Source organism: Salipiger bermudensis (genome assembly GCF_019801965.1).
Lineage (GTDB): Bacteria > Pseudomonadota > Alphaproteobacteria > Rhodobacterales > Rhodobacteraceae > Salipiger > Salipiger bermudensis_A.
This window is the reverse complement of the sequence record NZ_JAHVIA010000008.1, coordinates 36,422-61,366: the sequence shown is the minus strand read 5'-3', so window position 1 is coordinate 61,366 and position 24,945 is coordinate 36,422. Positions and strand designations below refer to the sequence as shown.

General features: G+C 68.4%; 19 protein-coding genes. 4 read left to right on the top strand and 15 right to left on the bottom strand.

What is annotated here, in order from left to right:
• Positions 1-22: 22 nt before the first annotated feature.
• On the top strand, positions 23-643 hold the full coding sequence (locus KUV62_RS17680; RefSeq protein ID WP_222605060.1) for a YitT family protein: 621 nt from the start codon (positions 23-25) through the stop codon (positions 641-643).
• A 57-nt stretch (positions 644-700) separates the two neighbouring features.
• Here the strand turns inward: KUV62_RS17680 and KUV62_RS17675 are convergent, their stop codons facing one another.
• The 6 genes from KUV62_RS17675 to KUV62_RS17650 form a co-directional block, all read right to left on the bottom strand.
• Positions 701-934 (bottom strand): hypothetical protein, encoded by a 234-nt coding sequence (locus KUV62_RS17675; protein ID WP_222605059.1) that lies wholly within the window; start codon positions 932-934, stop codon positions 701-703.
• Positions 935-1,208: 274 nt separating this feature from the next.
• Complete coding sequence (locus KUV62_RS17670) at positions 1,209-2,102, bottom strand: fructose bisphosphate aldolase (RefSeq protein ID WP_222605058.1); 894 nt, start codon at positions 2,100-2,102, stop codon at positions 1,209-1,211.
• Between the two features lie 117 nt (positions 2,103-2,219).
• A complete protein-coding gene (locus tag KUV62_RS17665; protein ID WP_222605057.1) occupies positions 2,220-3,575 on the bottom strand; it encodes a cytochrome P450 in 1,356 nt (451 codons plus the stop codon).
• A complete protein-coding gene (locus KUV62_RS17660; protein ID WP_222605056.1) occupies positions 3,572-4,828 on the bottom strand; it encodes a hypothetical protein in 1,257 nt (418 codons plus the stop codon). Before KUV62_RS17660 ends, KUV62_RS17665 begins: the two co-directional genes overlap by 4 nt.
• Positions 4,829-4,902: 74 nt before the next feature.
• Complete coding sequence (locus KUV62_RS17655) at positions 4,903-5,655, bottom strand: cytochrome c biogenesis CcdA family protein (RefSeq protein ID WP_007800952.1); 753 nt, start codon at positions 5,653-5,655, stop codon at positions 4,903-4,905.
• Positions 5,656-5,805: 150 nt separating this feature from the next.
• Positions 5,806-8,721 (bottom strand): ribonuclease E/G, encoded by a 2,916-nt coding sequence (locus KUV62_RS17650; RefSeq protein WP_222605055.1) that lies wholly within the window; start codon positions 8,719-8,721, stop codon positions 5,806-5,808.
• A 497-nt stretch (positions 8,722-9,218) separates the two neighbouring features.
• Between KUV62_RS17650 and KUV62_RS17645 the strand changes: the two genes are divergently transcribed.
• Positions 9,219-9,644, top strand: a complete 426-nt coding sequence (locus KUV62_RS17645; RefSeq protein WP_222605054.1) for an OsmC family protein — start codon at positions 9,219-9,221, stop codon at positions 9,642-9,644.
• Between the two features lie 147 nt (positions 9,645-9,791).
• Here the strand turns inward: KUV62_RS17645 and KUV62_RS17640 are convergent, their stop codons facing one another.
• Complete coding sequence (locus KUV62_RS17640) at positions 9,792-10,664, bottom strand: NAD(P)-dependent oxidoreductase (protein ID WP_222605053.1); 873 nt, start codon at positions 10,662-10,664, stop codon at positions 9,792-9,794.
• A gap of 114 nt (positions 10,665-10,778) precedes the next feature.
• Here KUV62_RS17640 and KUV62_RS17635 point away from each other — a divergent pair, with 114 nt between their 5' ends.
• The gene (locus tag KUV62_RS17635; RefSeq protein WP_222605052.1) at positions 10,779-13,247 is read left to right on the top strand and encodes a penicillin acylase family protein; all 2,469 of its coding nucleotides are present in this window, start codon (positions 10,779-10,781) and stop codon (positions 13,245-13,247) included.
• Positions 13,244-14,194 carry a phosphotransferase family protein gene (locus KUV62_RS17630; RefSeq protein ID WP_222605051.1) on the top strand — a complete coding sequence of 317 codons (951 nt, stop codon included), beginning with the start codon at positions 13,244-13,246 and terminating at the stop codon, positions 14,192-14,194. Before KUV62_RS17635 ends, KUV62_RS17630 begins: the two co-directional genes overlap by 4 nt.
• 9 nt (positions 14,195-14,203) lie before the next feature.
• Here the strand turns inward: KUV62_RS17630 and KUV62_RS17625 are convergent, their stop codons facing one another.
• The 8 genes from KUV62_RS17625 to KUV62_RS17590 all read right to left on the bottom strand — a co-directional run bounded on the left by KUV62_RS17625 (position 14,204) and on the right by KUV62_RS17590 (position 24,768).
• Positions 14,204-15,196 (bottom strand): FUSC family protein, encoded by a 993-nt coding sequence (locus KUV62_RS17625; protein ID WP_222605050.1) that lies wholly within the window; start codon positions 15,194-15,196, stop codon positions 14,204-14,206.
• A gap of 84 nt (positions 15,197-15,280) precedes the next feature.
• Positions 15,281-16,534 (bottom strand): GTPase HflX, encoded by a 1,254-nt coding sequence (gene hflX / locus KUV62_RS17620; RefSeq protein WP_222605300.1) that lies wholly within the window; start codon positions 16,532-16,534, stop codon positions 15,281-15,283.
• A 17-nt stretch (positions 16,535-16,551) separates the two neighbouring features.
• Positions 16,552-16,791 carry an RNA chaperone Hfq gene (hfq, locus tag KUV62_RS17615; protein ID WP_007800966.1) on the bottom strand — a complete coding sequence of 80 codons (240 nt, stop codon included), beginning with the start codon at positions 16,789-16,791 and terminating at the stop codon, positions 16,552-16,554.
• Positions 16,792-17,022: 231 nt separating this feature from the next.
• Positions 17,023-18,537, bottom strand: a complete 1,515-nt coding sequence (locus KUV62_RS17610) for a TrkH family potassium uptake protein (RefSeq protein ID WP_222605049.1) — start codon at positions 18,535-18,537, stop codon at positions 17,023-17,025.
• A gap of 4 nt (positions 18,538-18,541) precedes the next feature.
• Positions 18,542-19,918 carry a Trk system potassium transporter TrkA gene (gene trkA / locus KUV62_RS17605; protein WP_222605048.1) on the bottom strand — a complete coding sequence of 459 codons (1,377 nt, stop codon included), beginning with the start codon at positions 19,916-19,918 and terminating at the stop codon, positions 18,542-18,544.
• 608 nt (positions 19,919-20,526) lie between these two features.
• Positions 20,527-21,150 carry a hypothetical protein gene (locus KUV62_RS17600; protein WP_222605047.1) on the bottom strand — a complete coding sequence of 208 codons (624 nt, stop codon included), beginning with the start codon at positions 21,148-21,150 and terminating at the stop codon, positions 20,527-20,529.
• Complete coding sequence (locus KUV62_RS17595) at positions 21,131-22,549, bottom strand: sigma-54-dependent transcriptional regulator (protein WP_222605046.1); 1,419 nt, start codon at positions 22,547-22,549, stop codon at positions 21,131-21,133. Before KUV62_RS17595 ends, KUV62_RS17600 begins: the two co-directional genes overlap by 20 nt.
• Positions 22,546-24,768: a sensor histidine kinase NtrY-like gene (locus KUV62_RS17590; protein ID WP_222605045.1), complete on the bottom strand. Its 2,223-nt coding sequence runs from the start codon at positions 24,766-24,768 to the stop codon at positions 22,546-22,548. The genes KUV62_RS17595 and KUV62_RS17590 overlap by 4 nt, the downstream gene beginning before the upstream one ends.
• Positions 24,769-24,945 lie beyond the last annotated feature (177 nt).

The following is a 24,945-nucleotide window of genomic DNA, read 5'->3' as shown; positions in this document are numbered from 1 at the left end:
AGCGGCGCGGCATGGCAAACCCATGCTGTTGCTTCAATCGCCCCCGCCCGACCGTCACACCCTCTGGGAAGACCTGCAGGCCATCCTCGTCGGCACCACGCTGGTGGCGCTGTCGATCCAGTTCCTGCGCGCCTCCGAGCTGTTCACCGGCCAGATCGCCGGCCTGTCGCTGGTGCTCTCCTATCCCAGTGGCCTGCCCTTCGGCGCGATCTTCTTCCTGCTGAACCTCCCGTTCTACCTTCTGGCGATCAAGCAGCTGGGCTGGCGATTCACCATCAAGAGCTTCCTGTCGGTGGCGCTGATGTCGACGATCGCGGAAAGCCTGCCCCTGGTGCTCACCATCAACCACCTGCACCCGGCGCTCGGGGCGACGCTCTCGGGGATGCTGGCGGGCGTCGGCCTGCTGATGCTGTTCCGGCATGGTGCCACGCTTGGCGGCGTCGGCATCGTGGCGCTCTGGGCGCAGGACACCAAGGGCATCAAGGCCGGGCACGTTCAGCTCGGCTTCGACCTCGGGGTGTTCCTGCTGGCGCTGTTCCTGTTCGACTGGGAGCGCGTGCTCTGGTCGCTGCTGGGCGCCGTGGTGCTCAACATCCTGATCACCGTGAACCACCGCCGCGACCGCTACATCGCGCGCTCCTGACGCCTTACGATCCGGGCAATAGGCCGCCCCCGCGGGGAGACGGGAGCGGCCGCGCGGTCAGCGCATCTCGGCCAGAAGGCCGTTTTCGCGCGCCACCACGATCTCTTCGGTACCCAGCAATCCGTCTCCGTCACGGTCGAGATAGAGGAACGTGTCGATCGAGATATCGGGCCAGACCGCCTGCACCTCGTCGAGCGTCAGAACCCCGTCGCTGTTGACGTCCGCCACCTCCGCGGCGAACGCGGGCGCGGCACTGGCGAGGACGAGCACGGGCAAGGTCAGGCGGGGCATGGTCGGATCTCCGGACTGGGGCGGTTTGCATTGACCTCAGCCTTGCCGCATCTTCCCGGCTGCGACAGACCTCACCCTGCTAAGGCCCGAAACGCGCAGAGCGCTGCCGGAACCGGCCAGCGCCGCGCGCGGCCCTCCGCCGCCGCAGCGCGGCACGGTTTGGCAGAGCGCCAGCCCGCCGATGCGCGCGCGGCCCTCCGCGCATGAAAAACGCGCCGGAGCGGGTCCGGCGCGTCGGGATCTTGCAACGGCTCCGAAGAGCCCCGGGTGTCGCTCAGAGCGAAGCCTGGTAGATCTTGTCGATATTGCTGCCGAGCAGCGCGTTGAAGGCGTCATCCGACTGCTTCTTCGACAGGCCCTCGGCCAGCGCGCGGCTGAAGGAGGCGATCATCTTCGGCTGCTTGGCCAGCTTCTCGCAGGCGACATCTGTCGAGTAGCCGCCCGAGAGCGCCACGACGCGCACCACGCGCGGATGATCGGCGAGGGAGTCATAGAGGCCGTCGACGGTCGGGATGGTCAGCTTCAGCATGACGTCATCGCCTTCCGGCAGCGCGTCGAGATGCTTGGCGATCTCGGACTTCAGGATTTCCTCGGCCTCGGCCTTGGTCGGCGAGTTGATGTCGACCTCGGGCTCGATGATCGGCACCAGACCGGCGGCGACCACGGTCTTGCCAAGCTCGAACTGTTGGTCGACGACCGCCGCGATGCCCTCGGCATTGGCCTCGTGGATCACCGAGCGCTCCTTGGTGCCGAAGATTCCGAAGCTCTCCTTGGCTTCCTTGAGCAGATCCTCGATGCCCGGCATCGGCTTCATCAGCTGGACGCCGTTTTCCTTGTCGGCGAGGCCCTTGTCGATCTTCAGGAACGGCACCACGCCGCGCTTTTCCCACAGGTACTGGGCGGTCGGGATGCCGTCGATCTCGCCGCGCATGGTGCGCTCGAAGAGGATCGCGCCGAGCACCTTGCCGTCGGTGAAATCGGGGGCGGTGATGATGCGGGTGCGCATCTTGTGGATCTCGCCGAACATCTCGGCTTCGCCGTCATATTCGCTCTCTTCGACACCGTATTGCAGCAGCGCCTTGGGGGTGGACCCGCCCGACTGGTCCAGCGCCGCGATAAAGCCCTGGCCGGTCGACATCTTTGTCTTCTGCTCTTCGAAAACGCTCATGAGGAACCCTCTCCCATGCTGAAAAATCCTTGTTGCCAAAGGCATATCCCAAGGGATTTGCGTTGGGTAGGCGAAAGACGGAGGTTTAACGCTAACGTCCGTCGTTAACGTCTTCCGCTAACGGCGCTCAACCTGCAGATGGATGCCATCGCGGGCACGCACGGTCAGGAAGGCCACCGGCTCTGGCACCTTGCCGGGCAGCGCGGTGAGCTTCAGGTCGCGCAGGACGAGCGACAGCATCAGCACGCCTTCCACCATGGCAAACCCCGCCCCGGTGCAGACCCGCGGCCCGGCGGAGAACGGCATATAGGCCTCGCGGGCGCAGCTGCGCCCGTTCTCGGTGCCCCAGCGGCTTGGGTCGAACCCGTCGGGATTGTCCCAGAGCCGCGCGTGGCGATGCTGGTGCCACGGGCTCAGCACGATCTGCGCGCCCTTCGGCACGTCGCGGTCGCGGAAGCGCTCGGGACAGCGCGTCTCGCGCACCATCATCGGCACCGGCGGGTAGAGCCGCAGCGTCTCGCGAAACACGTCGCGCGAGAGCCTGAGCCTGGCGATGTCGGAAAACGCGGGCGCGTCTCCCAGCAGCTGCGCCTCCTCGGCCAGCCGCTCCTGCCACTCGGGATGCGTCGCCACGAGATAGAGCGCCCAGGCCAGCGCCGAGGCCGAGGTCTCGTGGCCGGCGAGGAAGAAGATCGCCACCTGGTCGACCATTTCCCCGGTCGAGAAGGTCTCGCCGGTCTCGAGATCGGCGGTGGTCATGATCTTGGTGGCCAGATCATCGGGCGCGGTGCCGGCCTCGATCTCGGCGCGGCGGCGCTCGCAGAGCGCGGTGATCAGCGCGCGGATGCGCCTCGCAGCCTGCCTGGTGTCGGCCCGGAAGAAGCGCGGCATCCAGCGCGGCAGCGGCAGGAAGGCGGCGAGGTTGAGGATCGGCTGGGTGCGTTGATAGGCGCGGAATTCGTGGAAGACCTGCGCCGCGAGGGCGTCCTCAATGGGGATCGAGAACAGCGTGCGGAAGATGATATCGGCGGCGGCGTGGCTGGTCTGCTCCTCAATCTCCACCGTCTCGCCGGCGCGCTCCGAGAGCCGCGCCAGCGCCGCCTGGCTCGCCGCCCACATGGCGGGATAGGTCTCGCGCAGGCGCCCGCCCTCGAAGGCCGGGTCGATGATGCGCCGCTGGCGCTGCCACTGCGCGCCGTTGGTGAGGAAGACCGACTCCCCGAGCAGCGGCCGCAGCCCTTCTGAGATGCGCCCGGACTTGGGGAAGTCGAGCGGGCGCTCCTTCAGCACGGTGGTCACCAGGTCGGGCTGGTTGACGAGGTAGGAGCGGAAGAACGGCGTGCGGAACTCGGCCATCCAGGCGCGGTAGAGCCGCTCGGGCTGGGCCGAGAGCAGATCCTGCCGGAACAGCTTGAGGTAACGCCGGAGCGAGACCGTGTCGGGGCGGGAGGCGGGCTTGGGCGGCAGGGTCATGGCGCGGTCGAGGTGAATTTCGAGACCGGCACGTCGATGCGGCTGGCCGAGGGTGGGCGCCCGGCGTAGCGCGTGGCGAGGCTGAGCGGGCCGGCGGTGATCTGGAAGTAATCGTAATCGCGCGGCGCGTCGAAGGCGCAGAGATACTGGAAATGCAGCCGGAAGAAGCGCCAGCGCAGCGTCTTCCAGCGCGCGGGGGTCAGCGCCCGGGTGAACTGCGCCGAGAACACCAGCGGCCAGCGCTTGCCCTCCGGCGCCACACCCGAGACCGAGACCGGATCGCAGAGCGCGAAGGCGCAGCCGTCGCCCGGGGCGGTGACGTCGACCCAGGTGAGCTCGTCGCGAGCCGAGAGGAAGGCGAGATCGGCGCGCAGCCGCCAGGCGTCGCGCAGGAAGGACACCATAGGCACCACCTGCCCGAGGCTGAGAAACGCCAGCCGCGGGCCTCGGGCCGGCACGCGCCCCTGCCGGATCAGGTCGGCGACGATCGAGACCGCGAGATGCGCGCCCGAGCTGTGGCCGACCACCAGCACCTCGTCGACCTCCTCGCGCAGAGCGTCGGCGATGGTGTCGGTGAACTGCGCCATGCGGGCCTCGAGCTCGGGCGGGTTGGCGCCGCGATGCTGCGCCGAATAGGCGTAATCGTGCATCAGGTAATAGGCGAAGAGCTTGCCGTCCCTGGCCTTGAACCAGCGCAGCAGCCAGACCGCCGCCGCGATCCCGGCGATGCCGCCGCCGATATCGGCGAGGACGCCCAGCCAGGGGCGGAGGAGCCCCGCCGCCGAGACCAGCGCCCAGATCAGCAGCAGCGCCAGCACGAGCTGGCCCAGCAGCATGCCCACCGGGTAGAGGGCCGCGATCACCGGCCCCTTGCGCAGCCGCATCAACCGCCGCAGCGCGCCGGTGGCGATGTATTCCCACGCCGTGCGGACAAGCTGGAGATAGGTGGCGGGGATGCTGGTCGACATGCTGCCGCGCACGATATCCGACCAGACCAACACCTCGACCTGCGCGGCGACCTCTGCGCCGTCGATCAGGGCGGCGACCTGCCAGCCGTAGGTGGCGCCGCCGACGCCCGGCTTCAGCGCGATCTCGTAGCCCGAGATCCGCGCCTGCTCGGCGCCTTCCTTGCGGTAGAGCTCGCGGTAGCGACGCGGATGGATCGGATCGTAGCCCGGGATGTAGAACACCCGGCGCCGCGCCACCTCCTGCGCCGCCCGCGGCGCGCCTGCTGCCTGTGGGTCGTTGCCCATGATCCCTGCCCTCTTTTGGCGATCCTGTCGCTAACAGGCCGCGAGGGCAAGACTAAGGCCGGATCTAGGCCGCCTCAGCCGAGCTCGCCGAGCGCCGGGAAGGTCTCGAGCAGCCAGAACGAGAAGGCCGAGAACGCGCCGGTGAGCAGCGCGAGGCCCACGGCGATGAGCAGCACGCCCATGACCTTCTCGATCAGCCCCATGTGGCGCTTGAGACGGTTCATCACCCCCATGGCGCGGCTCAGGAACACCGCCGCCAGCAGGAACGGCAGGCCGAGCCCCGCGGCATAGACCGCGAGCAGCGCGGTGCCACGCGCCACCGAGGCCTCGGAGGCGGCCATCGACAGGATCGCGCCGAGCTGCGGCCCGATGCAGGGCGTCCAGCCGAAGGCGAAGGCGAGCCCGAGGATATAGGCGCCGAAGGCCGAGCCGCCGGCATCGCCGGTCTCGATCCGCGCCTCGCGGTCGAGGAAGGGAATGCGGAAGACATGCAGGAAATGCAGCCCGAAGACGATCACCACCACGCCCGAGATCCGCGCCAGCAGGATCTGGTTCTGCAGGAAGAACATTCCCAGCCAAGAGGCGGTGAAGCCCAGCAGCACGAAGACCGTGCTGAGCCCCAGCACGAAGAACAGCGCCGCGGTGAAGGCGCGCAGGCGGGCGCGGCCGCCGGCCTCCATCTCGGCGATCGAGACACCGGACATGAAGGCGAGATAGGGCGGCACGATCGGCAGCACGCAAGGCGACAGGAACGAGATGATCCCCGCGGCGAGCGCCACGAACATGGCCGGCAGAAGGCTGGCGTCGATGAGGTCGATTCCGAACATATGCCTTCGATAGAAGATAACCCGGCCCGCGTCACGTGGCGTGGGGTCACATCCCCGTAGGCGGGCTGAAACCTGGCCCAGCCCCCGCAATGCGAAACGGCCCCGGAGGATCTCCGGGGCCGTTCCTGTCATCCGTGCTGCGGCTCGGGCTCAGCGCCCGATCGACCACCAGCCACGACGCTTGGGCTTGTCATCCGCCTCGGCCTCGACGGGCTCGGGAACCGTCTCGGGCTCCGGGGCCGGCTCTGCCTCGGGTGCCACCGGAGCGATCGCCTCAGCCGCCTCGGCGGGGGCCTCCTCCGCCGCTTGCGCAGCGTCTTCGGCCTGTTCCGGCTCTGCCTCGGGGGCCGCCTCGGCCACCGGCTCGGGCTGGACCTCGGTCTCGACCGGCGCGGGCGCTTCGGCCTCGGGAGCCTGCGCGACCTCGGCCTCGGGCTGGGCTTCGATGACCGCCGCGCCATCTGCCTGCGGCTCCGGAGCAGCCGCATCCTCGGCCGCCGGTGCCGGCTCGGAGGCCTCGACCACGGCAGCGCCGGCGGTCTCTTCCGCGCGCGCATCGGTGGCGCCCTCAGCGGGTGCCTCGGCTGCGGCGACCTCGCCTTCGGCGGCGTCGCTCACCGCGTCGGCCTTGGGCTTGCGCGACCGCGAACGGGTGCGGGTCCGCTTGGGCTTGGCCGGGGTCTCCTCGGCCTCTGCCGGAGCGGGCGCTGCCTCTTCGCTCACCGCCTCGCCGGCCTCTTCCGTCGCGGCGTCGGACGGCTCATCCTTGCGGAACTCGCCGTTGTCGTCATCGCCGCTCTCGGAGCCGTTCTCGCCCTCACCGTTCGACTTCTTCGAGCGCGAGCGGCGGCGACGACGGCGACGCTTCTTGGGCTTGCCCTCGTCGTCCCCGTTGTCCCCGGTCTCGCCGTTGCTGTCCGAGCCGGCATCGCTGCCGCTCTCGGTCGCGCCGGTGTCTTCGACGATCTCGTCCTCGTCCTCCGCCTCGGCGGCGGCGTCCTCGTCGATCTGGTCCATCAGGGAGGTGTCGACCGAGACCACCGGCGCCACGACTTCGGCGACGTTGCGGGTGGCGGTCTTGAACTTCTCCAGGGTGAAGTCCGGCGAGACGAGGTGCAGGTCGCCCTCGATGCGCACGGCCATGCCGTAGCGCGCCTCGATCATCGCCACGTGCTCACGCTTCTGGTTCATCAGGTAGTTGGCGATGCCCACAGGCACCTTGACCAGAACCTCGCGCGAGCGGCGACGGGTGCCCTCTTCCTCGATCTGGCGCAGGATGTTGAGCGCCATGTTGTCGTCGGAGCGGATCAGACCGGTGCCATGGCAGGCCGGGCACGGCTGCGTGGTGGCCTCGATCATGCCCGGACGCAGGCGCTGGCGCGACATCTCGAGCAAGCCGAAGCCGGAGATCCGGCCAACCTGGATGCGGGCGCGATCGGTCTTGAGCTTGTCCTTGAGCTTTTTCTCGACGGCAGCGTTGTTCTTGCGCTCTTCCATGTCGATGAAGTCGATCACGATCAGACCGGCCAGGTCGCGCAGGCGCAGCTGGCGGGCCACCTCCTCGGCGGCCTCGAGGTTGGTCTTGAGCGCGGTCTCCTCGATCGAGCCTTCCTTGGTGGCGCGGCCGGAGTTGACGTCGATGGCGACCAGCGCCTCGGTCACGCCGATGACGATATAGCCGCCGGACTTGAGCTGCACGGTCGGGTTGAACATCGAGCTCAGGTAGCTCTCGACCTGGTAGCGCGCGAAGAGCGGCATCGGGTCGGCGTAATGCTTCACGTTCTTGGCGTGGGACGGCATGATCATCTTCATGAAGTCTTTGGCGATGCGGTAGCCGCGGTCGCCTTCCACATGAACCTCGTCGATCTCGCGATTGTAGAGGTCGCGGATCGAGCGCTTGATGAGGTCGCCTTCCTCGTAGATCTTCGCCGGCGCGACGCTCTGCAGCGTGAGGGCGCGGATCTGCTCCCACAGGCGCTGGAGATATTCGTAATCGCGCTTGATCTCGGTCTTGGTGCGCTTGGCACCGGCGGTCCGGATGATCAGGCCCGCGCCCTTGGGCACATCGATCTCGGTGGCGATCTGCTTGAGCTTGGAGCGGTCGGCGGCGTTGGTGATCTTGCGCGAGATGCCGCCACCACGGGCGGTGTTGGGCATCAGGACGCAGTAGCGGCCGGCCAGCGACAGGTAGGTGGTGAGCGCCGCGCCCTTGTTGCCGCGCTCTTCCTTGACCACCTGCACCAGCATGATCTGGCGCACCTTGATGACTTCCTGGATCTTGTACTTGCGCGGCCGCGGCTTGCGCTTGGGACGGATCTCTTCCTCGGTGTCGTCGTCGGCCACCGACTCGATGCTGTCTTCGGCGCTGACGCGGTCATCGTCATCGTCATCGTCGCCATCCTCGGCGTCGTCCTCGGCACCGTCGTCCGTCAACTCGGCCTCGGGCGCCGGAGCGACCTCCGCCTCTGCCTCGGTGCCCGCCACGGCCTCATCGCCCGCGTCCGCAGGCTCTTCGGTCACGGTGTCGACGGACGGCGCGGCTTCCGCGGCCACGGTGTCGCCGTCGGCATCCGCCGACGCGGCGTCGGCAGTCTCCTCACCGATCTCGTCCTCGCCGAGATCGATGGTTTCCATGCCCTTGATCTCGGAGGGATCCGCGGTGGCGGTCTTGTCGTCCGAACGGGTCTTCTCGGCCCGCGAGGAGCTGCGCGAGCGCGAGCGGCGCGACCGCGACCGCTTCGACTTGGGTTGGTCTTCCTCTTCCTCGGCCTCGGCGGCGAGCGCCGCCTCCTCTTCCATCAGGGCCTGACGGTCGGCGACCGGGATCTGGTAATAATCGGGGTGGATCTCGGAGAAGGCGAGGAACCCGTGGCGGTTGCCGCCGTAATCCACGAAGGCCGCCTGAAGCGAGGGCTCCACACGCGTCACCTTCGCGAGATAGATATTGCCGGCTAGTTGCCGCTTGTTCTCCGATTCAAAGTCGAATTCCTCGACCTTGTTTCCGTCCACCACCACGACGCGGGTTTCCTCCGCGTGGGTGGCGTCGATGAGCATCTTCTTTGCCATGTTGTCCGTCTGCACGGCGCATGCGCGCCTTCCCCTGGCGGGTGAAGGCGCGTTGCGGCGTGGCTTGTCTGGGCGAGTTGCGGCGCGCAGGCACGGGAAGGCAATCTGCCTTCGCCCGGGTGCCTCGTCTGCGTCGCACGCGTCATCGCGGTTCTTCTCCGACGCTCGTCCGCGTGTCGCGTCCGGCGCCTGTTTGCGGCCCGTCGCCATTGGGCGGTCCGGGCGGTCTTCGGTTGGCCTTGCGGCCCGATCGGTCTGCTCCGGGTCCTTTGGAGGGGACGCGCCGGAGCAGCGAAACTCTGGGGGCTGCCGTCGCGCGGAAGCCTACCCGACAGCATAAGGGATGGGGTGTGGAAAAGACAATATGGAATGTGAATACCGGCAGAGATCGCGCGCCGCTTCGCTGCAGGGTGATGCAACTTCCCCGGCCCCGCCGCGTTGGGTGCAGACTGCCCGGCATCGGGCGCCCCTGGAAGACAGAAGGAAAGGAACGGCAGATGATCAACAAATCCGCATCGGCGAACTGGAAGGGCGGCCTCAAGGACGGCACCGGCACCATCTCGACGGAGTCCGGCGTGCTCGACGAGGTCAACTACGGCTTCAAGAAGCGCTTCGAGGGCGAGCCCGGCTCCAACCCCGAGGAGCTGATCGCTGCCGCCCATGCCAGCTGCTTCTCGATGGCGCTCAGCATGATCCTCGGCGATGCCGGCTTCACCGCCGACGACATCTCGACCAAGGCGGTGGTGTCGCTGGAAAAGAAGGACGACGGCTTCGCGGTCACCAAGAGCCACCTGACCGTCACCGCGAAGGTGCCGGAGGCCACGGCGGAGGATTTCGCCAAGGCCGCCGAAACCGCCAAGGCAAATTGCCCGATCTCGAAGCTGCTCGACACCGAGATCACCATGGACGCCACGCTGGCGTGAGCATGACGGGCGGAGGGGGCGCTGCCCCCTTCGCGCGCCGGGGCGCGCTTACCCCCGGGATATTTGTGGCCAGAAGAAACACGGGGCATGGCGCTCCTGGTTTCTTCTGGCCTTAAATATCCCCGCCGGAGGCATCCGAGGGTGACGTCAGCCGAAGGCCTTGAGGCGCTTGATGAGCGACGAGGTGTCCCAGCGGCCACCGCCCATCTGCTGCACATCCTTGTAGAACTGGTCGACCAGAGCGGTGACCGGCAGGGCGGCACCGATCTCTTCCCCGGTGGCGAGGCAGATGGCGAGATCCTTGCGCATCCAGTCGACCGCGAAACCATGCTCGAACTGATCGTCGAGCATCGTCTCGTAGCGGTTGACCATCTGCCACGAGCCGGCAGCGCCACCGCCGATCACGTCGACCACCGCGCGGCCATCGATGCCGGCCTTCTCGGCGAAGGCGAGCCCCTCGGAAAGGCCCTGAACGAGGCCCGCGATGCAGATCTGGTTGACCATCTTGCATTTCTGCCCGGCGCCGCTGTCGCCGATGCGCTTGCAGAGCTTGGCATAAGCGTCGATCACCGGAGCGGCGCGGTCGTAATCGGCCTGGTCGCCGCCGCACATCACCACCAGCTGTCCGTTCTCGGCCCCCGCCTGGCCACCGGAGACCGGCGCATCCACGAAGCCCGCGCCCTGCTCCTTCGCGATGGCATAGAGCTCCTGCGTCACCATCGAGCTGACCGTGGTGTGATCGACGAAGAGCGCGTTTTCGCCCATGCCGGCAAAGGCGCCATCATCGCCAAGGCAGACCGAGCGCAGGTCGTCGTCATTGCCGACGCAGGCCATGACGAACTCCGCGCCTGCCGCCGCCTCGCGCGGGGTCGCGGCCATCGCACCGCCATGCTCGGCCAGCCATTTCTCGGCCTTGGCCGTGCTTCGATTATAGACCGTGACCTCGTGACCCGCCGCCGCCATGTGGCCGGCCATCGGATATCCCATCACCCCAAGACCCAGGAACGCGCATTTCGCCATGGGTAAACCTCCCGTTATCGCTGTGCTTTGCACTTTGTCGCCGCTGCCCCGCCCCTTGGCAAGGGGGCGGCGGCGCGCTAAGCCCCCGGAAACCGGACAGCGGGGGTTTTCCCAATGGCGACACTCTTTCGATGGCTCCTGAGATTTGCCTCGATGGCGATCATGCTGTCGGTGATCGTGGTGCTGCTGGTCTATTACCTCGCCTCGCGCTCGCTGCCCGAGTATGACAAGGATCTCGCCGTGGCGGGCGCCGCGGCAGAGATCGAGATCGTGCGCGACAACGCCGCGGTGCCGCATATCTTCGCGGGCAGCGACGCGGACGCCTATTTCGGCCTCGGCTACGCCCATGCGCAGGACCGCATGTGGCAGATGGTGCTCATGCGGCGAACCGCGCAGGGCCGGCTTTCCGAGGTCTTCGGGCGGCGCACGCTCGACACCGACATCCTGATGCGCCGGCTCGATCTCTACACCGCCGCCACCCGCTCGGTCTCTGTGCAGGACGCGGAGACCAGCGCGGCGCTGCGCGCCTATGCCGCCGGGGTCAACGCCCGCATCGCCGAGATCAACGACCAGAGCCTGGGGCGCGGGGCGCCGGAGTTCTTCCTGTTCAACGCCCCCGTGGCCCCCTGGCAGCCGGCGGATTCGCTGGCCGTCATCAAGCTGATGGCGCTGCAGCTCTCGGGCCAGTTCCGCGACGAGATCCTGCGCGCCCGCACCTCGCTGCTGCTGCCCGATCCCGACCGGCTGGCCGACATCCTGCCCGACATGCCCGGGCAAGGCACCGCCGCCCTGCCGGACTATGCCAGCCTGTTTCCCGGCCAAATCATGCCGCGCTTTGCCGCCGCCAGCGAGCCCCCGCGCGACGCGCTCTCGCCGGTGCCCGAGCGCGGGCTCGCGGGCGCCTCCAACGCCTTCGCCGCCGCCCCCGACCGCTCTGCCGGCGGTGGCACGCTGCTGGCCAACGATCCGCATCTCGGCCTCACCGCGCCCTCGACCTGGTATCTCGCACGGCTGCAGCTTTCCGGCGGCGGCGTCATCGGCGGCACCATCCCCGGCGTGCCGGCGGTGATGCTCGGGCGCTCGCAGGATCTCGCCTGGGGGCTGACCTCCTCCTATCTCGACGACCAGGACCTGCATATCGAGGAGCTGAACCCGGAGAATTCCGAGCAGTACCGCACCCCCGAGGGCTGGGCCCGGTTCCGTACACGGCGCTCGATCATCGAGATCAAGGACGACGCGCCGGTCACCGTCACCCTGCGCTGGACCGAGAACGGCCCGGTGCTGCCGCGCAGCCGCTTCGATCTCGAGACCATCACGCCCCCGGGGCATGTCGTGAGCCTGAGCTGGACGGCGCTTTCGGAAGACGACAGCTCGATGAGCGCCGCCATCGGGCTGATGCGCGCGGGCAGCGTCGAGGACGCGCTGGAGAGCAGCGGACGCTTCGTCGCGCCGTCGCAGATGCTGACGCTGATCGACCGCGACAGCATCGCCATGAAACTCATCGGCGCGATGCCGGCGCGCGATCCGGCACATCAGAGCCAGGGCCGCCTGCCCTCGCCCGGCTGGATCGAGGCCAACCGCTGGCAGGGCACCCTGCCCGACACCGCCAACCCGGTCTGGACCGAACCCGCCGGCGGCATCGTCGGCAACACCAACAACAAGATCATCGACCGCCCCTTCCCGCTGCATGTCAGCTACGACTGGGGCGACAGCCAGCGCGTGCAGCGCTGGACCCAGCTGATGCAGGGGCGGCAGGTGCACACCCGTGACAGCTTCATCGAGGCGCAGCTCGACACCGTCTCGCCTGCGGCGCGCACGCTGCTGCCGCTGATCGGGCGCGACCTGTGGTACACCGGCGAAGCGGCGCCCGACGGCACCCCCGAGCGCCGGCGCCAGCGCGCGCTCGACCTGCTCGCCAACTGGAACGGCGAGATGAACGAGCATATGCCGGAGCCGCTGATCTATGCCGCCTGGGTGCGGGCGCTGCAGGAGCGGCTGATCCGCGACGAGCTCGGGCCGCTGGCGGAGCGCTTCAACCACGTCGAGCCGCTGTTCATCGAGCGGGTGTTCCGCAATGTCGACGGCGCCTCGGTCTGGTGCGACGTGATCCGCTCGGTGGTTGTCGAGACCTGCAGCGACATCGCCCGGCAATCGCTCGACGACGCGCTGGTGTGGATCGGCGAGACCTATGGCGGCTCGCTTGAGAGCCTGCGCTGGGGCGACGCGCACCAGGCGCTGCACGCGCATTCTGTGCTGGGCGAGATCCCGGTGCTGCGCCATTTCGTCAACATCCGGCAAAACACCAGCGGCGGCGATTTCACCCTCGAGCGCGGGCTCACCTCCGGGCGCGACCCGGAGCCCTTCCTCAACATCCACGCGGCGACCTATCGCGGCGTCTACGATTTCGCCGACCCGGATTCGTCGGTCTTCATCTCGTCGACCGGACAGTCGGGGCATTTCCTGTCGCGCCATTACGACGATCTCGGCACGCTCTGGCGGCGCGGCGAATACATCCCCATGTCACTCGACGCCGACCTGGCGCGGGCGGCCTCGATCGGGGTGACGCGGCTGATCCCGGAATGAACACGAAAAAACCGGGCGAGACCCATCTTGCGCCTGCGGATGCGCGCGCAATCGCGCGCGCGGCGCTGGCCCAGGCGCGGCCCGGTGTGGATTTCGGGCTGGGCTGCCTGAAGAACACCGAACAGGCGCAGCGCGCGCAGGTGTTCTGCGCCTGCTCACCCGAGGAGCGGCTGGTGGTGAAGGTCTACGCGCCGAGCTCGGCGGAGAAGGCCCGCGCCCAGGCGGCGCGGCAGCGCGCTGTCATTGCGGACTGGCCCGAGGGCGCGCCGGAGGTGCTGTTCTTCGACGAAGCGCGGCGGGTCGTGGGCATGGCCTATGCGGACGGACCGAGCCTTGCGACGCTGCTGCCAAAGCTCTCGCCGGACGAGGCCGCGCGACGGCTAAAGGCGGCGGGGCACTGGATCGGGCGGTTTCACGGGCTGACGCGAGAGGCGCACCCGCTGCGCCCCAAGGGGCAGATCGCCTGGCTTCACCGGCTGCTGGAGCAGCACGAGAGCGGCGCGCGTGCCTTCCCGGAGATCGACGCCTTCCGGGACGAGGTGGCGCGGCTCGAGGCGATGTTCGGCGCCGTGCGCGGTACGCCCTCGCAGCGCGCGGTGACCCATCGCGACCTGCATCTGGCCAATCTCATCGCCACGCACGACGGGCTGGTGGGGCTCGATTTCGAGAACGACAAACCCGACGAGCCGCTGCGCGACCTGGTGGCGCTGCTGATCGACGCGCTGGCACTGTCCGGCTATCCCGAGGCGCTCGAGCATCACGCCGCGGCGCTCTCCAAGGGCTACGGGCCGGTCGGGAGCACGCCGGAGGCGGTAATCTTCCTGCAGCGGCTGTTCGCGCTCGGGGTCTGGGCCAACACCCCGCCCGAGCCCTCCCGGCGGCAGACGGCGCGCTATCTCGCTGCGCGGCAGCTCCTCGCACCCGAGCGGGCGCTCTTCGCCAGCTGAGCGCCCGGCTCAGCCCTGGTCGCGGCCGATGATCTCGCGCAGGGCATCGCGCTTCAGAACGAAGAGCGCGCCCGCCGCCACCAGCCCGAGCCCGAGCGTCATCAGGCTGGCGAGGATCACCGTCTCGACCCGCTCCACCGCCAGCACGTCGATGTCGGAGATCAGCGAGAGCATCTCGAGGATGGTGAAGGTGAGCAGCGCGGTGCCCACGAAGGAGCTGCGCGGGATGAAACGGAAGGCGATGGGGAAGCAGGCGAGCGCCAGCGCGATGGTCAGCCATTCGGGCGGCGTGAGCAGCGTCAGCGCCACTGAAGCCGCCGCCCCCAGCAGGGTTGCCAGCGTGCGGATCAGGCTGCGCGAGAACAGCGCGCCATAGGGCGGCATCGACAGGATCACGAAGGTCAGCGGCAGCCAGAAGCCATGCGTGCCGAAGGCGCGCTGGCCGAGCCAGACCGCGCTCACCAGCCCGATCCCGAAGATCACCCCGAAGGTGAAGCTGTAGACCCGGCTCACCCGCTTCGGCGGGTCGGGCACGCCGACCTTCGAAGCCAGCGAGGTGATCGAAAGGCTCCAGACCATGCCGCCGAGATAGATCGCGAAGAGCAGCGGCAGGTTGTCGGACGGGATGAGCGGCGAGGTGAAGAGCGTCCAGGTGAGCAGCGCCCGCATCGCCGGGCGCGCCAGCCGGTGATGCGCCGCGATGGCGGTCATCGCCGCGAGGCAGCCCGCCACCATCAGCGCCATGACCGGATCGCCGATCGCCACCATGCCGCCGAGCCCGGTGACCAGCGTCGCCAGCAATGCGACCGGTGCGCCGCCCTCGCGCGCCGCCAGATGCGCCGGCATCGCCGCGGCGAAGGCCGCCATGCCGATCGGTCCGAAGGCGAGCACAGCGGCCAGCGGCGGCACCGCCACCGCCAGCATCATCGTCGCCACGTCGGACCACGCCATCAGCCGCGGGCCGTCGATGAACCACGCGGTTGCTCGGCTGTGCTCGGCCATATCCGGGTTCCGTCTGTCTGATCTGCCTGATCTGTCGGAGCCGAGGCTAGCACGCCGCGCGCGACGCGCCAGCCCCACCCTGTCTCAGAGGGTCTCGAACTGGGCGCGGTCCTTGGCGGACCAACGCACCTGGAGGACGAAGCCGTCCTCGTCCTGGGCCTCGCCCTTCACAAGGCCCTTCTTGAACAGCCACGAGCGCCGCTTGCCGTCGTCGAAGGCCAGGTGCAGTTCTTCCTCGAGGGTCTCGCCCTGCAGCCGCTCGGTGATCGCCTCGAGCATGGTGTCGAGCCCTTCGCCGGTGATCGCGGAGACCGCGAAGATCTGCTCCTCGCGGGCGGCGCGCTGCAGCACCGCGTCATGCTCCTCGGGGGCGAGCCGGTCGGTCTTGTTCCAGAGCTCGACCAGCGGCACCTCCTCGTCGACGCCCAGACTGTCGAGGATCGCGGCCACGTCGGCGGCCTGCTCCTCGGTGTTGGGGTGCGAGATGTCGCGCACATGCACGATGATGTCGGCCGCCAAGACCTCTTCGAGCGTGGCGCGGAAAGCCGCGACGAGCTCGGTCGGCAGGTCGGAGATGAAGCCCACCGTGTCGGACAGGATCACCTCGATACCGGTGGGCAGCTTCACCGCCCGCATCGTCGGGTCGAGCGTGGCAAAGAGCATGTCCTTGGCCATGACCTCGGCCCCGGTGAGCCGGTTGAAGAGCGTCGACTTGCCGGCGTTGGTGTAGCCCACCAGCGCCACGATCGGGAACGGCACCTTGGCGCGCGCCTTGCGATGCAGGTCGCGGGTCTTGACCACGCGCTCAAGCTGACGGCGCAGCCGTACCAACTGCTCGTCGATGGCGCGCCGGTCGGCCTCGATCTGGGTTTCGCCGGGGCCGCCGACGAAGCCGAGCCCGCCGCGCTGCCGTTCGAGGTGGGTCCAGGCCCGGACCAGCCTTGTGCGCTGGTAGCTCAGCGCTGCCATCTCGACCTGCAGAACACCTTCTCGGGTGGCAGCGCGGTCGGAGAAGATCTCGAGGATCAGGCCGGTCCGGTCGAGCAGCTTGACCTTCCATTCCTTCTCGAGATTGCGTTGCTGCACCGGGGACACCGGGCCATCGACCAGCACCAGCTCGACCTCGGCCTCCTGGATCTGCTCGCGCAGTTCCTCGATCTTGCCGGTGCCGAAGAGATGTCCGGGATGGGGATCGCGCAGCGGCACAACGGCGCTGCCAACGATCTCGAGATCGGGAAGCGCGGCGGCCAGCGCCACGGCTTCCTCGAGCGCCATGTCCGCGTCGCGCCGATCCCGGTCGGAGCGGATGTCAGGATGCAGGACCCAGGCGCGGGTCACATGCGTTGCGTGTTCTTTCAATCGTTGCCGTCGCCGTCATAGAGGTTGATCGGCTGCGACGGCATGATGGTCGAAATCGCATGCTTGTAGACAAGCTGAGACTGGCCATCACGGCGCAGCAGCACGCAGAAATTGTCAAACCAGGTGATAACCCCCTGAAGTTTGACGCCGTTTATCAGAAAAACCGTAACCGGAACCTTGGTTTTGCGGACGTGATTAAGGAATGCATCCTGCAGGTTCTGTCTGTCCGAAGCCATTGAAATTGCCTTTATTCTTGCTCTTTGCCGCTTTGCGACCTTCCCTCGTTTGGTCGAGTATGTATCGCGTGCAAGGGAACTTCCAGTGTAAAAATAGGGCCGTAGCCCTGTGGCCGCGCGCGTTCTTGCCGTCTGACCGCCCGAGATGCAAGCCACACGGGAGCACCATGCCGCCGCTGACCTGCGGGCAGGGCTGCCACGCCACCGCTCCGGAGAGCGGCGCAGGCTGGTTCAGTCGCGCCACAACCCGGGCGTGAGAAGCACGATGATCGCCAGAAGCTCGAGCCGCCCCAGCACCATCGCAGCCGCGAAGGTCAGCTTGGCGCCGGCCCCGAGCCCGGCCAATTCCACCGGCATCTCGGCCGCCGCGCGCACCAGCGGGCCGCAATTCGTCAGCCCCGCGATGGTGATCACCATGGCGTTCTCGAAATCCAGCCCAAACAGGCTGAAGACCAGCGAGATGGCGGCGATCGACATTGCGAACATCATGAAGAACACCCAGGCGATGAATGCACCCTGCCGCCGCATTCGCCGCGCCATGACGCCGGAATGGCCGACCGAATGCGGATGCACCAGCCGCTCGAGCTCGCGCTTGCCGGCAAGGAACAGCGCGTAGATCCGCAGCAGCTTCACGCCGCCGGCGGTGGTCGCCACGCCGCCACCCATGATCGCCAGCCCCATCAGCATCAGCCCCGGGGTCTCGAGCCCCGACCAGCTGCGCGCCTCGGCCCAGTCGGCGCTGACGAAGCCGGTGGTCGACAGGAAGGACAGCGCCGTGAAGATGCCGCCCCAGAGCGCCCGCAGCCCGAGCAGCAGGTTCTGCTCCTCGCCGACATCGAAGGCGGCGATCCAGTGGCGCAGGAACAGCAGCGCCGGCACCACGATGACCAGCGCCAGCCCCATGCGGAACTCGGGATCCTCGCGCAGGCCGGGCCGGTAGGAGGCGCCGGTATCGCCGGAGAAGGTCAGCCGCGACAACGCGAAGAACAGGAAGCAGAACACGATCATCTCGCCGGCGATGCCCGACGGCGCCTTCAGCGGCGCCGACATCGGCGAGATGCCCGAGGTCGCCATCGTCGACATGGCGTGGCTCACCGCCACCAGCGGCGGATCCCCGGCGACCATCAGCATGATCCAGAGCGCCAGCGTCAGCCCGCAATAGATCGGCACCAACATCCGCGCGGTGACCGAAAGCCGCTCGGCCGGGTCCGACAGGTCGCGCCGGGAGGCCCCGGCGTCGACGCTCTGCCCCGGCTCGCCCCGGGCGGTGATCTCGAAGCCGCCGAGGGTCAGCGGGGCGAGGATCGCCGCCGCCGCCACCCACATCAGAAGCCCGCCGAGCCAGCCCACCTGGGCGCGCCAGAGATGCTCCGCCGCCGACAGGCGCTGCGCGTCGAACAGAGTCGCGCCGGTGGTGGTGAAGCTCGAGACCATCTCGAAGAAGGCGTTGAGGAAGCTGGTGTTGCGCACCGCCTCGTGGAACGGCACCGCCATCACCGCCGGCAGCACGATGAACGCCGTCATCAGCGCCAGCAGCTGGCGCGAGGCGTTGCGGTTGTGCCGCCGTGTGGCCTGGGCGATGGCGATCAGCACCGTCAGCACCAGCCCAACGATCGCGGCGTAGAAGAAGCTGCGCGCGTCGTGATACTCGGCATCCGCCAGCGACACCGCCGCCGGCAGGATCATCGAGGCGCAGGCAATCCCGGTGAGCAGGAGCAGCAGCGGCGTTCGGGCAAGCGCGCGCATCGGCCTAGAAGAAATCGATCGAGACCTGGAGCAGCCGCTCGACCTGCGCCACGTCCTTGGCCAGCGCGAAGATCACCACGCGGTCGCCATCCTCGATGCGCAGATCGCCGGTGATCTTGACCACTTTGTCCTCCTTGCGCACCGCCCCCACCAGAACGCCTTCCGGGAAATCGATTTCGCGGATCATCTTGCCCGCCAGCGACGAGGTCGAGAGCACCTCCGCCTCGATCACCTCGGCCTCGGCATCGCCGATCGAGTAGACCGAGCGCACCCGGCCGTGGCGGATGTGGCGCAGGATCGAGCTCACCGTGGTGGCGCGCGGGTTGATATAGGCATCGACCCCCAAGGGCTCCATCAGCGGCACCATGGTGGGATCGTTGACCAGCGCGATGGCCATCGGGCAACCCGCGGCCTTGGCGCGCACCGCCGCCAGCATGTTGGTCTTGTCGTCATCGGTGACGCAGAGCACCGCGTCAGCACGGTCGATCCCGGCCTCGGCAAGCAGCGCCGCGTCGAGACCGTCACCGTGCAGCACGATGGTCCGCTCGAGCGCGTCGGCGGCGCGCTCGGCGCGCTTGCGGTCGCGCTCGATGACCTTGGCGCGAATGCGCTCGGTGCGCTTCTCCAGCGCGCTGGCGACCGCGAGGCCGACATTGCCGCCACCGATCACCACCACCCGCTCCTGCTTTCGCAGCGACTTGCCGAAGATCTCGAGGGTGCGGCGGATGTCCTCGCGATGCACCACCACGTAGCAGGAATCGCCGACGAAAAGCTGGTCGCCCGGCTCGGGCGCGAAGAGCGTGCCCTCGCGGCGCACGCCCACCACCACGGCGCGCAGGGTCGAGAACAGGTCGGAGAGCTGGCGCAGCGGCGTGTTCACCACCGGGCAATCATCGTCGATGGTCAGGCCGAGCAGCTGGGCATCGCCCTGCAGGAAACGCTCGGTGTCGAAGGCCGCCGGCGCCGACAGGCGCTGCTGCGCCGCCTCGGCGACCTCGCGCTCGGGGCTGATCACCACGTCGATCGGCATGTGATCGCGGCGGTAGAGGTCGGAATAGATCGCGGTGAGGTAGGATTGCGAGCGCAGCCGAGCCACCTTGCGCGGGATCGCGAAGATCGAATGGGCCACCTGGCAGGTGACCATGTTGACCTCATCGGAATGGGTGGCCGCGATGATCATGTCGGCATCGCGCGCGCCGGCCTTTTCCAGCACATCCGGGTAGGACGCAAAGCCGGCGATGCCCTGCACGTCGAGCGTGTCGGTGGCGCGGCGGACGAGATCGGGGTTGCTGTCGACGACGGTGACGTCGTTGCGCTCGCCCGAGAGGTGCCGGGCGATCTGCCAGCCGACCTGCCCCGCCCCGCAAATGATGACCTTCATCCGTTCCTCGTGAATGGCCCAAGACGTCTCGCTGGCATGACACGGGCGCGCGAGAGGGTCAACGGGCGGCTGTCGCGGCGCCCCGGGTGACGGAGACGCTGTGGCGCGGCTGCGGGGTTTGCGGGCGATGGCCGCGGTCGGGCCGCCCCGGCGAAGGTGGTCGGCGTGGCGGGCGATCCGCCGGTGAGGGGCGCTGCCCCTCACACTCCCCGGGATATTTTCGGCCAGAAGAAGGGGTTGCGGCCGGGTGGGGAGCGGTGCGCTCTGCTGCGGGGCCGGTGCGGTGGCGAGGGCGGTGCCGACGAGGGACGCTGCCCATCGCTCTCCTCGGGATATTTGCGGCCAGAAGAAGGGGTTGGGGACTGGGTGGGGAGCGGTGCGCTCTGTTGCGGGGGCCGGTGCGGTGGCGAGGGCGGTGCCGACGAGGGGCGCTGCCCATCGCGCTCCTCGGGATATTTGCGGCCAGAAGAAGGGGTTGGGGGCTGGGTGGGGAGCGGTGCACTCTGCTGCGGGGGCCGGTGCGGTGGCAAAGGCGGTGCCGACGAGGGGCGCTGCCCCTCGCGCTCCCCGAGGTATTTGGGAACCAGAGAAGAGGGGATGGGATGGGGTCAGAGACCAGCGCTGGCGCGGGCCTTCCAGCTTGCGTGCCAGGCGCGGACATCGGCGCGGGACTCCCAGCGGTAGTCGGGATCTTCTGCGGTGCGGCCGACCCAGAGCTGGCCCTGCCCGATGCGCCAGGGATCGAGCACCAGCCCCTCGGCCATCGGCTGGCCGCGGGCTGTGACGATCACCGTGGCGTGCTCGAGCTTGAGGTTGCGGGCATTGGCGATGGCGCGGTGCAGGTCGAGCGTGCGGAAGCCTTCGGCGGCGAGGCCGATCTCCAGCGCGTCGGCGAAATCCTGGCACACGCCCTTCTCGCGCAGCCCGTTGACGACCTTGAAATTGTGCACCAGCGGCGGATCGGTCACCTGCCAGGCGCGGGCGCGCTCGAGCGGCAGCTCGACCGCGATGCGGGCGGCGCGGGCGGCCTCGGCGGGATCCACCGCGGGGCCGAGCGCCAGCAGCGCCCGGGTCACCTCGGTGACCTGCGCCTCGCGCGCCCCGGGCGTGACCGTGGCCGGCGCGGGAGCGCCGCCCTGGCTCGAGACCGTGGCGCCGCAGCCCGCCAGCAGCAGCGCCAACGCCAGAGCGGTTGCTGCGCGGTGTGGCCGCTCAGCCTGCCTGCTGGACATGATCCTCGTCCACATAGGCCATGCGGCCGCCGGATTTCGAGCCCGTCACCACGCCCAGCGACTTCAGCTTGCGGTGCAGCGCCGACCGCTCCATGCCGACGAAGGCCGCGGTGCGGGAAATGTTGCCGCCGAAGCGGTTGATCTGGGTGAGCAGGTATTCCCGCTCGAAGGCCTCGCGGGCCTCGCGCAACGGCAGCGTCGCCAGCGTGCCCGAGAGCACCACGCGACCGTCGTCCTCGCCGCCCGAGGGCGCGTCCTGCGGCAGCTCGCGGGCCTCGATCGGCCCGGTGCCCTCGCCGAGGATCAGAACCCGCTCGACCAGGTTCTTGAGCTGGCGAACGTTGCCCGGCCAGACCATGGTCTGCATCAGCGCCACCGCGTCTTCCGAGAGCGGCCGCACCGGCAGGCCCTGGCTCTTGTTGCAGGCCTCGATGAAATGCGCCGCCAGCATCGGGATGTCCTCGCGCCGGTCCTCGAGGCTCGGCACCGCGATCGGCACCACGTTGAGCCGGTGGTAGAGCTCCTGGCGGAAGCGGCCGGCATCGATCTCGGCCTCGAGATCGCGGTTCGTCGAGGAGATCACCCGCAGGTCGACGCGGACCTTGTCGGAGCCGCCGACCCGGGTGAAGGACTGGTCGACCAGCACGCGCAGGATCTTCGACTGCGTGCCGCCGGGCATGTCGGCGACCTCGTCGAAATAGATCACCCCGCCATGGGCCTGCTCTAGAAGGCCGGGCTCGATGCCGCGCTCGGGGCTCTCGCGGCCGAACAGCACCTCCTCCATGGTCTCGGGCTCGACGCCGGCGCAGTTCACCGTCACGAAAGGCGCCTGGGCACGGCCGGAATTGGCGTGGATGTAGCGCGCCGCCACCTCCTTGCCGGAGCCCGCCGGGCCGGTCAGCATCACCCGTCCGTTGGATTTCGTGACCTTATCGAGCTGGCTCACTAGGGCGCGGAAGGCGGCGCTGTCACCGACCATCTGCGCCACCTCGGTCTCTCGGCGCTTGAGCTTCTGGTTCTCGCGGCGCAGGCGCGAGGTTTCCATGGCACGGCGGATCACCACCAAGAGCTGGTCGATGTTGAACGGCTTCTCGATGAAGTCGTAGGCGCCCTGCTTGATCGCCGCCACGGCGATCTCGATATTGCCGTGGCCCGAGATGATGATGATCGGGATGTCGGGGTTGTCGCGCTTGACGGTCTTGAGGATGTCGATGCCGTCCATCTTGCTGTCCTTGAGCCAGATGTCGAGGATCATCAGCCCGGGCGGCTCGGCGTTGACCTCGGCCATCGCCTCGGAGCTGTTGGCCGCCAGCCGGGTGCTGAAGCCCTCGTCCTCGAGGATGTCCCCGATCAGCTCGCGTATGTCGCGCTCGTCGTCGACGATCAGGATGTCGCTCATGTCTGCCCCTCTAACTCTGCAATGATCTTTTGCTGTTGTGCCGGATCCGCCGGCATCGACCCGAGCGGAAGGCGGATCACCGCCATCGCCCCGGCATGGGTGGCGCCCTCGAAGAGCGGCGCGTCCTCGAGGGCGAGGCTGCCGCCATGCTCCTCGATGATTTTCTTCACGATGGGCAGGCCGAGGCCGGTGCCCTTGTCGCGGGTTGTCACGTAAGGCTCGAACAGCCGCGCCCGGTCTTCCGGCAGGCCGATGCCATTGTCCATCACCCGGATCAGCGCCCGGCCATCCTCCTCGCAGAGGCTGACGCGGATCTCCGGGGCGTAGCCCTCGGGCGCACCGGCTTCGACAAGCGATTCAATGGCTTCGCCGGCATTCTTGATGATGTTGGTCAGCGCCTGCCCGATCATCGTGGCGTCGAGCTCGGCGGGCATCTCGGCCTCGGGCAGATCGACCTCGAAGCGCACGTCGGGCTGGCCGGTCTCCTGCAGGAGCACCGCGCCGCGCAGCAGGGCCACCACGTCTTCGGGGCGGCGCTCGGGCTCGGGCATGCGGGCGAACTTGGAGAACTCGTCGACGATGCGGCGCAGGTCTTCGGTCTGGCGCACGATGACCTCGGTCATCTGGTCAAGCTTCTCGGCATCCTCGCCTTCCATCTGGCGGCCGAACTTGCGCTTGATGCGCTCCGCCGAGAGCCGGATTGGGGTCAGCGGGTTCTTGATCTCATGCGCGATGCGGCGGGCGACATCGCCCCAGGCCGCCATGCGCTGCGCGCTCACAAGGTCGGTTACGTCGTCGAAGGCCACCACGTAGCCCTCGAGCGAGCCGTCGTCGCGGCGGCGCAGCGACATCCGCACCAGCAGGTGCTCGAGCCGGCCCTCGCGGCTGACCTTGACCTCTTCCTGCGCCGTCTCCTGCCCGCTCGCCATAAGCTTGTCGAAGAGCGCGCCGAACTCGGGCACGGCCACGGTGATCGGCACCTCGGACTTGGTCTCGTGCCAGCCCAGAAGGCGCTCGGCGGAGCGGTTGACGAAGGTCACGCGGCCGCTGTCATCGAGCCCGACCACGCCGGAGGTCACCGAGTAGAGCACGCTGTCGAAGAGGCGCTGGCGGCGCTCGATCTGGCGGGTATTCTCGAGCAGGGTCTCGCGCTGCGCCTTGAGCTGGCGGGTCATCTGGTTGAAGTAGCGCCCGAGCATCGAGATCTCGTCGTCGCCCTCTTCCTCCTTGACCTGCACGTCGAGATCGCCAGCGCCGACGCGCTGCGCCGCACCGGTGAGCCGGCCCACCGGGCGCGACAGGCGCTCGGCGAACCACAGCCCGAGCCAGATCGCCGCGAGGATCAGCAGTACGGCGAAGCCGAGATAGAGCAGCGCGAAGTCGAAGAGCCGGCGGCCGCGCTCGCTTTCCTGCTGCTGGTAGAACTGGGCGGTGGCCTGGGTTTCATCGAGCAGGTTCAGCAGGTTGCCGTCGACGGCGCGGCTGACATAGAGGTAGCGGTCGGTATAGGCATCGAGCGGGGTCAGCGCGCGCAACTCGTGATTGTCCCAGTCGGGGATCATCACCACGCCCTCGTCCTCGGCCAGCGCGATCTGTGCTATGGTAGGCTGCTCGTAATCGAACAGGTAGGAGCGCTCGCCGCGGGCACGGATCTCGCCGGAGCCGTCGATCACATAGGCTTCGCGCAGGCCGCGCTGCACCTGCCCCTGCCCCTGCGCGAGGATCTGGCGGATGTCGCCATCGTCGAAGGCGAAATTGGCGCGCCGGGCGCTGTCGACGAAGCGCGCCAGCGCCTCGACATCCTCGATCAGGCCGCGGCGCTGCTCTTCCTCATAGGCCTCGGCGGCGGCGAGCGAGGCGCCGACCACGTTCTGCACCCGGCTCGAGAACCAGGTCTCGAGCCCGACATTGATGGTGAGCACGGCGAACACCGCGACGGTGACCGTGGGCAGGAGCGCCATCAGCGCGAACACCCCGGTGAGGCGCAGGTGCAGGCGCGAGCCCGCCGATTGCGCCCGCCGGTCCGAGATCATCCGGGCGACGCGGGCCAGAACCAGCGTCACCAGCAGCAGCACATAGACCAGATCGGCAAGCAGAACGAGGCTGAGGCTCAGCTCCGTGCCCCGCCCGGTGTCGAGCGGGCCGAGGGCCACGAAGGTCAGAAGCGCCAGCACAGGCCCGAGGATCACGAGCCCCAGGGTCACCACGTTCTGGACCATGCGTTGCCGCCGCAGACGAGTCAGCTTTGACCACGCCGCGCTACGCGAGACTGTTTTCCGTGCCCGGATGGCCACAGGCCGACCTCATCCTGATGTGCTGCTCGATGCAGCGAACCGCCATATGCTGTGGCTTCTTCGCCGCTTTCACCGAAAGCGAAGCAGCGCGGCCACATCTAT

Excerpts from the sequence above, each read along its gene's own strand:
- KUV62_RS17680 (WP_222605060.1), top strand. The coding sequence starts at position 23 with ATGCTGTTGCTTCAATCGCCCCCGCCCGACCGTCACACCCTCTGGGAA.
- KUV62_RS17675 (WP_222605059.1), bottom strand. The coding sequence starts at position 934 with ATGCCCCGCCTGACCTTGCCCGTGCTCGTCCTCGCCAGTGCCGCGCCC.
- KUV62_RS17670 (WP_222605058.1), bottom strand. The coding sequence starts at position 2,102 with ATGAGCGTTTTCGAAGAGCAGAAGACAAAGATGTCGACCGGCCAGGGC.
- KUV62_RS17665 (WP_222605057.1), bottom strand. The coding sequence starts at position 3,575 with ATGACCCTGCCGCCCAAGCCCGCCTCCCGCCCCGACACGGTCTCGCTC.
- KUV62_RS17660 (WP_222605056.1), bottom strand. The coding sequence starts at position 4,828 with ATGGGCAACGACCCACAGGCAGCAGGCGCGCCGCGGGCGGCGCAGGAG.
- KUV62_RS17655 (WP_007800952.1), bottom strand. The coding sequence starts at position 5,655 with ATGTTCGGAATCGACCTCATCGACGCCAGCCTTCTGCCGGCCATGTTC.
- KUV62_RS17650 (WP_222605055.1), bottom strand. The coding sequence starts at position 8,721 with ATGGCAAAGAAGATGCTCATCGACGCCACCCACGCGGAGGAAACCCGC.
- KUV62_RS17645 (WP_222605054.1), top strand. The coding sequence starts at position 9,219 with ATGATCAACAAATCCGCATCGGCGAACTGGAAGGGCGGCCTCAAGGAC.
- KUV62_RS17640 (WP_222605053.1), bottom strand. The coding sequence starts at position 10,664 with ATGGCGAAATGCGCGTTCCTGGGTCTTGGGGTGATGGGATATCCGATG.
- KUV62_RS17635 (WP_222605052.1), top strand. The coding sequence starts at position 10,779 with ATGGCGACACTCTTTCGATGGCTCCTGAGATTTGCCTCGATGGCGATC.
- KUV62_RS17630 (WP_222605051.1), top strand. The coding sequence starts at position 13,244 with ATGAACACGAAAAAACCGGGCGAGACCCATCTTGCGCCTGCGGATGCG.
- KUV62_RS17625 (WP_222605050.1), bottom strand. The coding sequence starts at position 15,196 with ATGGCCGAGCACAGCCGAGCAACCGCGTGGTTCATCGACGGCCCGCGG.
- hfq (WP_007800966.1), bottom strand. The coding sequence starts at position 16,791 with ATGGCTTCGGACAGACAGAACCTGCAGGATGCATTCCTTAATCACGTC.
- KUV62_RS17610 (WP_222605049.1), bottom strand. The coding sequence starts at position 18,537 with ATGCGCGCGCTTGCCCGAACGCCGCTGCTGCTCCTGCTCACCGGGATT.
- trkA (WP_222605048.1), bottom strand. The coding sequence starts at position 19,918 with ATGAAGGTCATCATTTGCGGGGCGGGGCAGGTCGGCTGGCAGATCGCC.
- KUV62_RS17600 (WP_222605047.1), bottom strand. The coding sequence starts at position 21,150 with ATGTCCAGCAGGCAGGCTGAGCGGCCACACCGCGCAGCAACCGCTCTG.
- KUV62_RS17595 (WP_222605046.1), bottom strand. The coding sequence starts at position 22,549 with ATGAGCGACATCCTGATCGTCGACGACGAGCGCGACATACGCGAGCTG.
- KUV62_RS17590 (WP_222605045.1), bottom strand. The coding sequence starts at position 24,768 with ATGGTCCAGAACGTGGTGACCCTGGGGCTCGTGATCCTCGGGCCTGTG.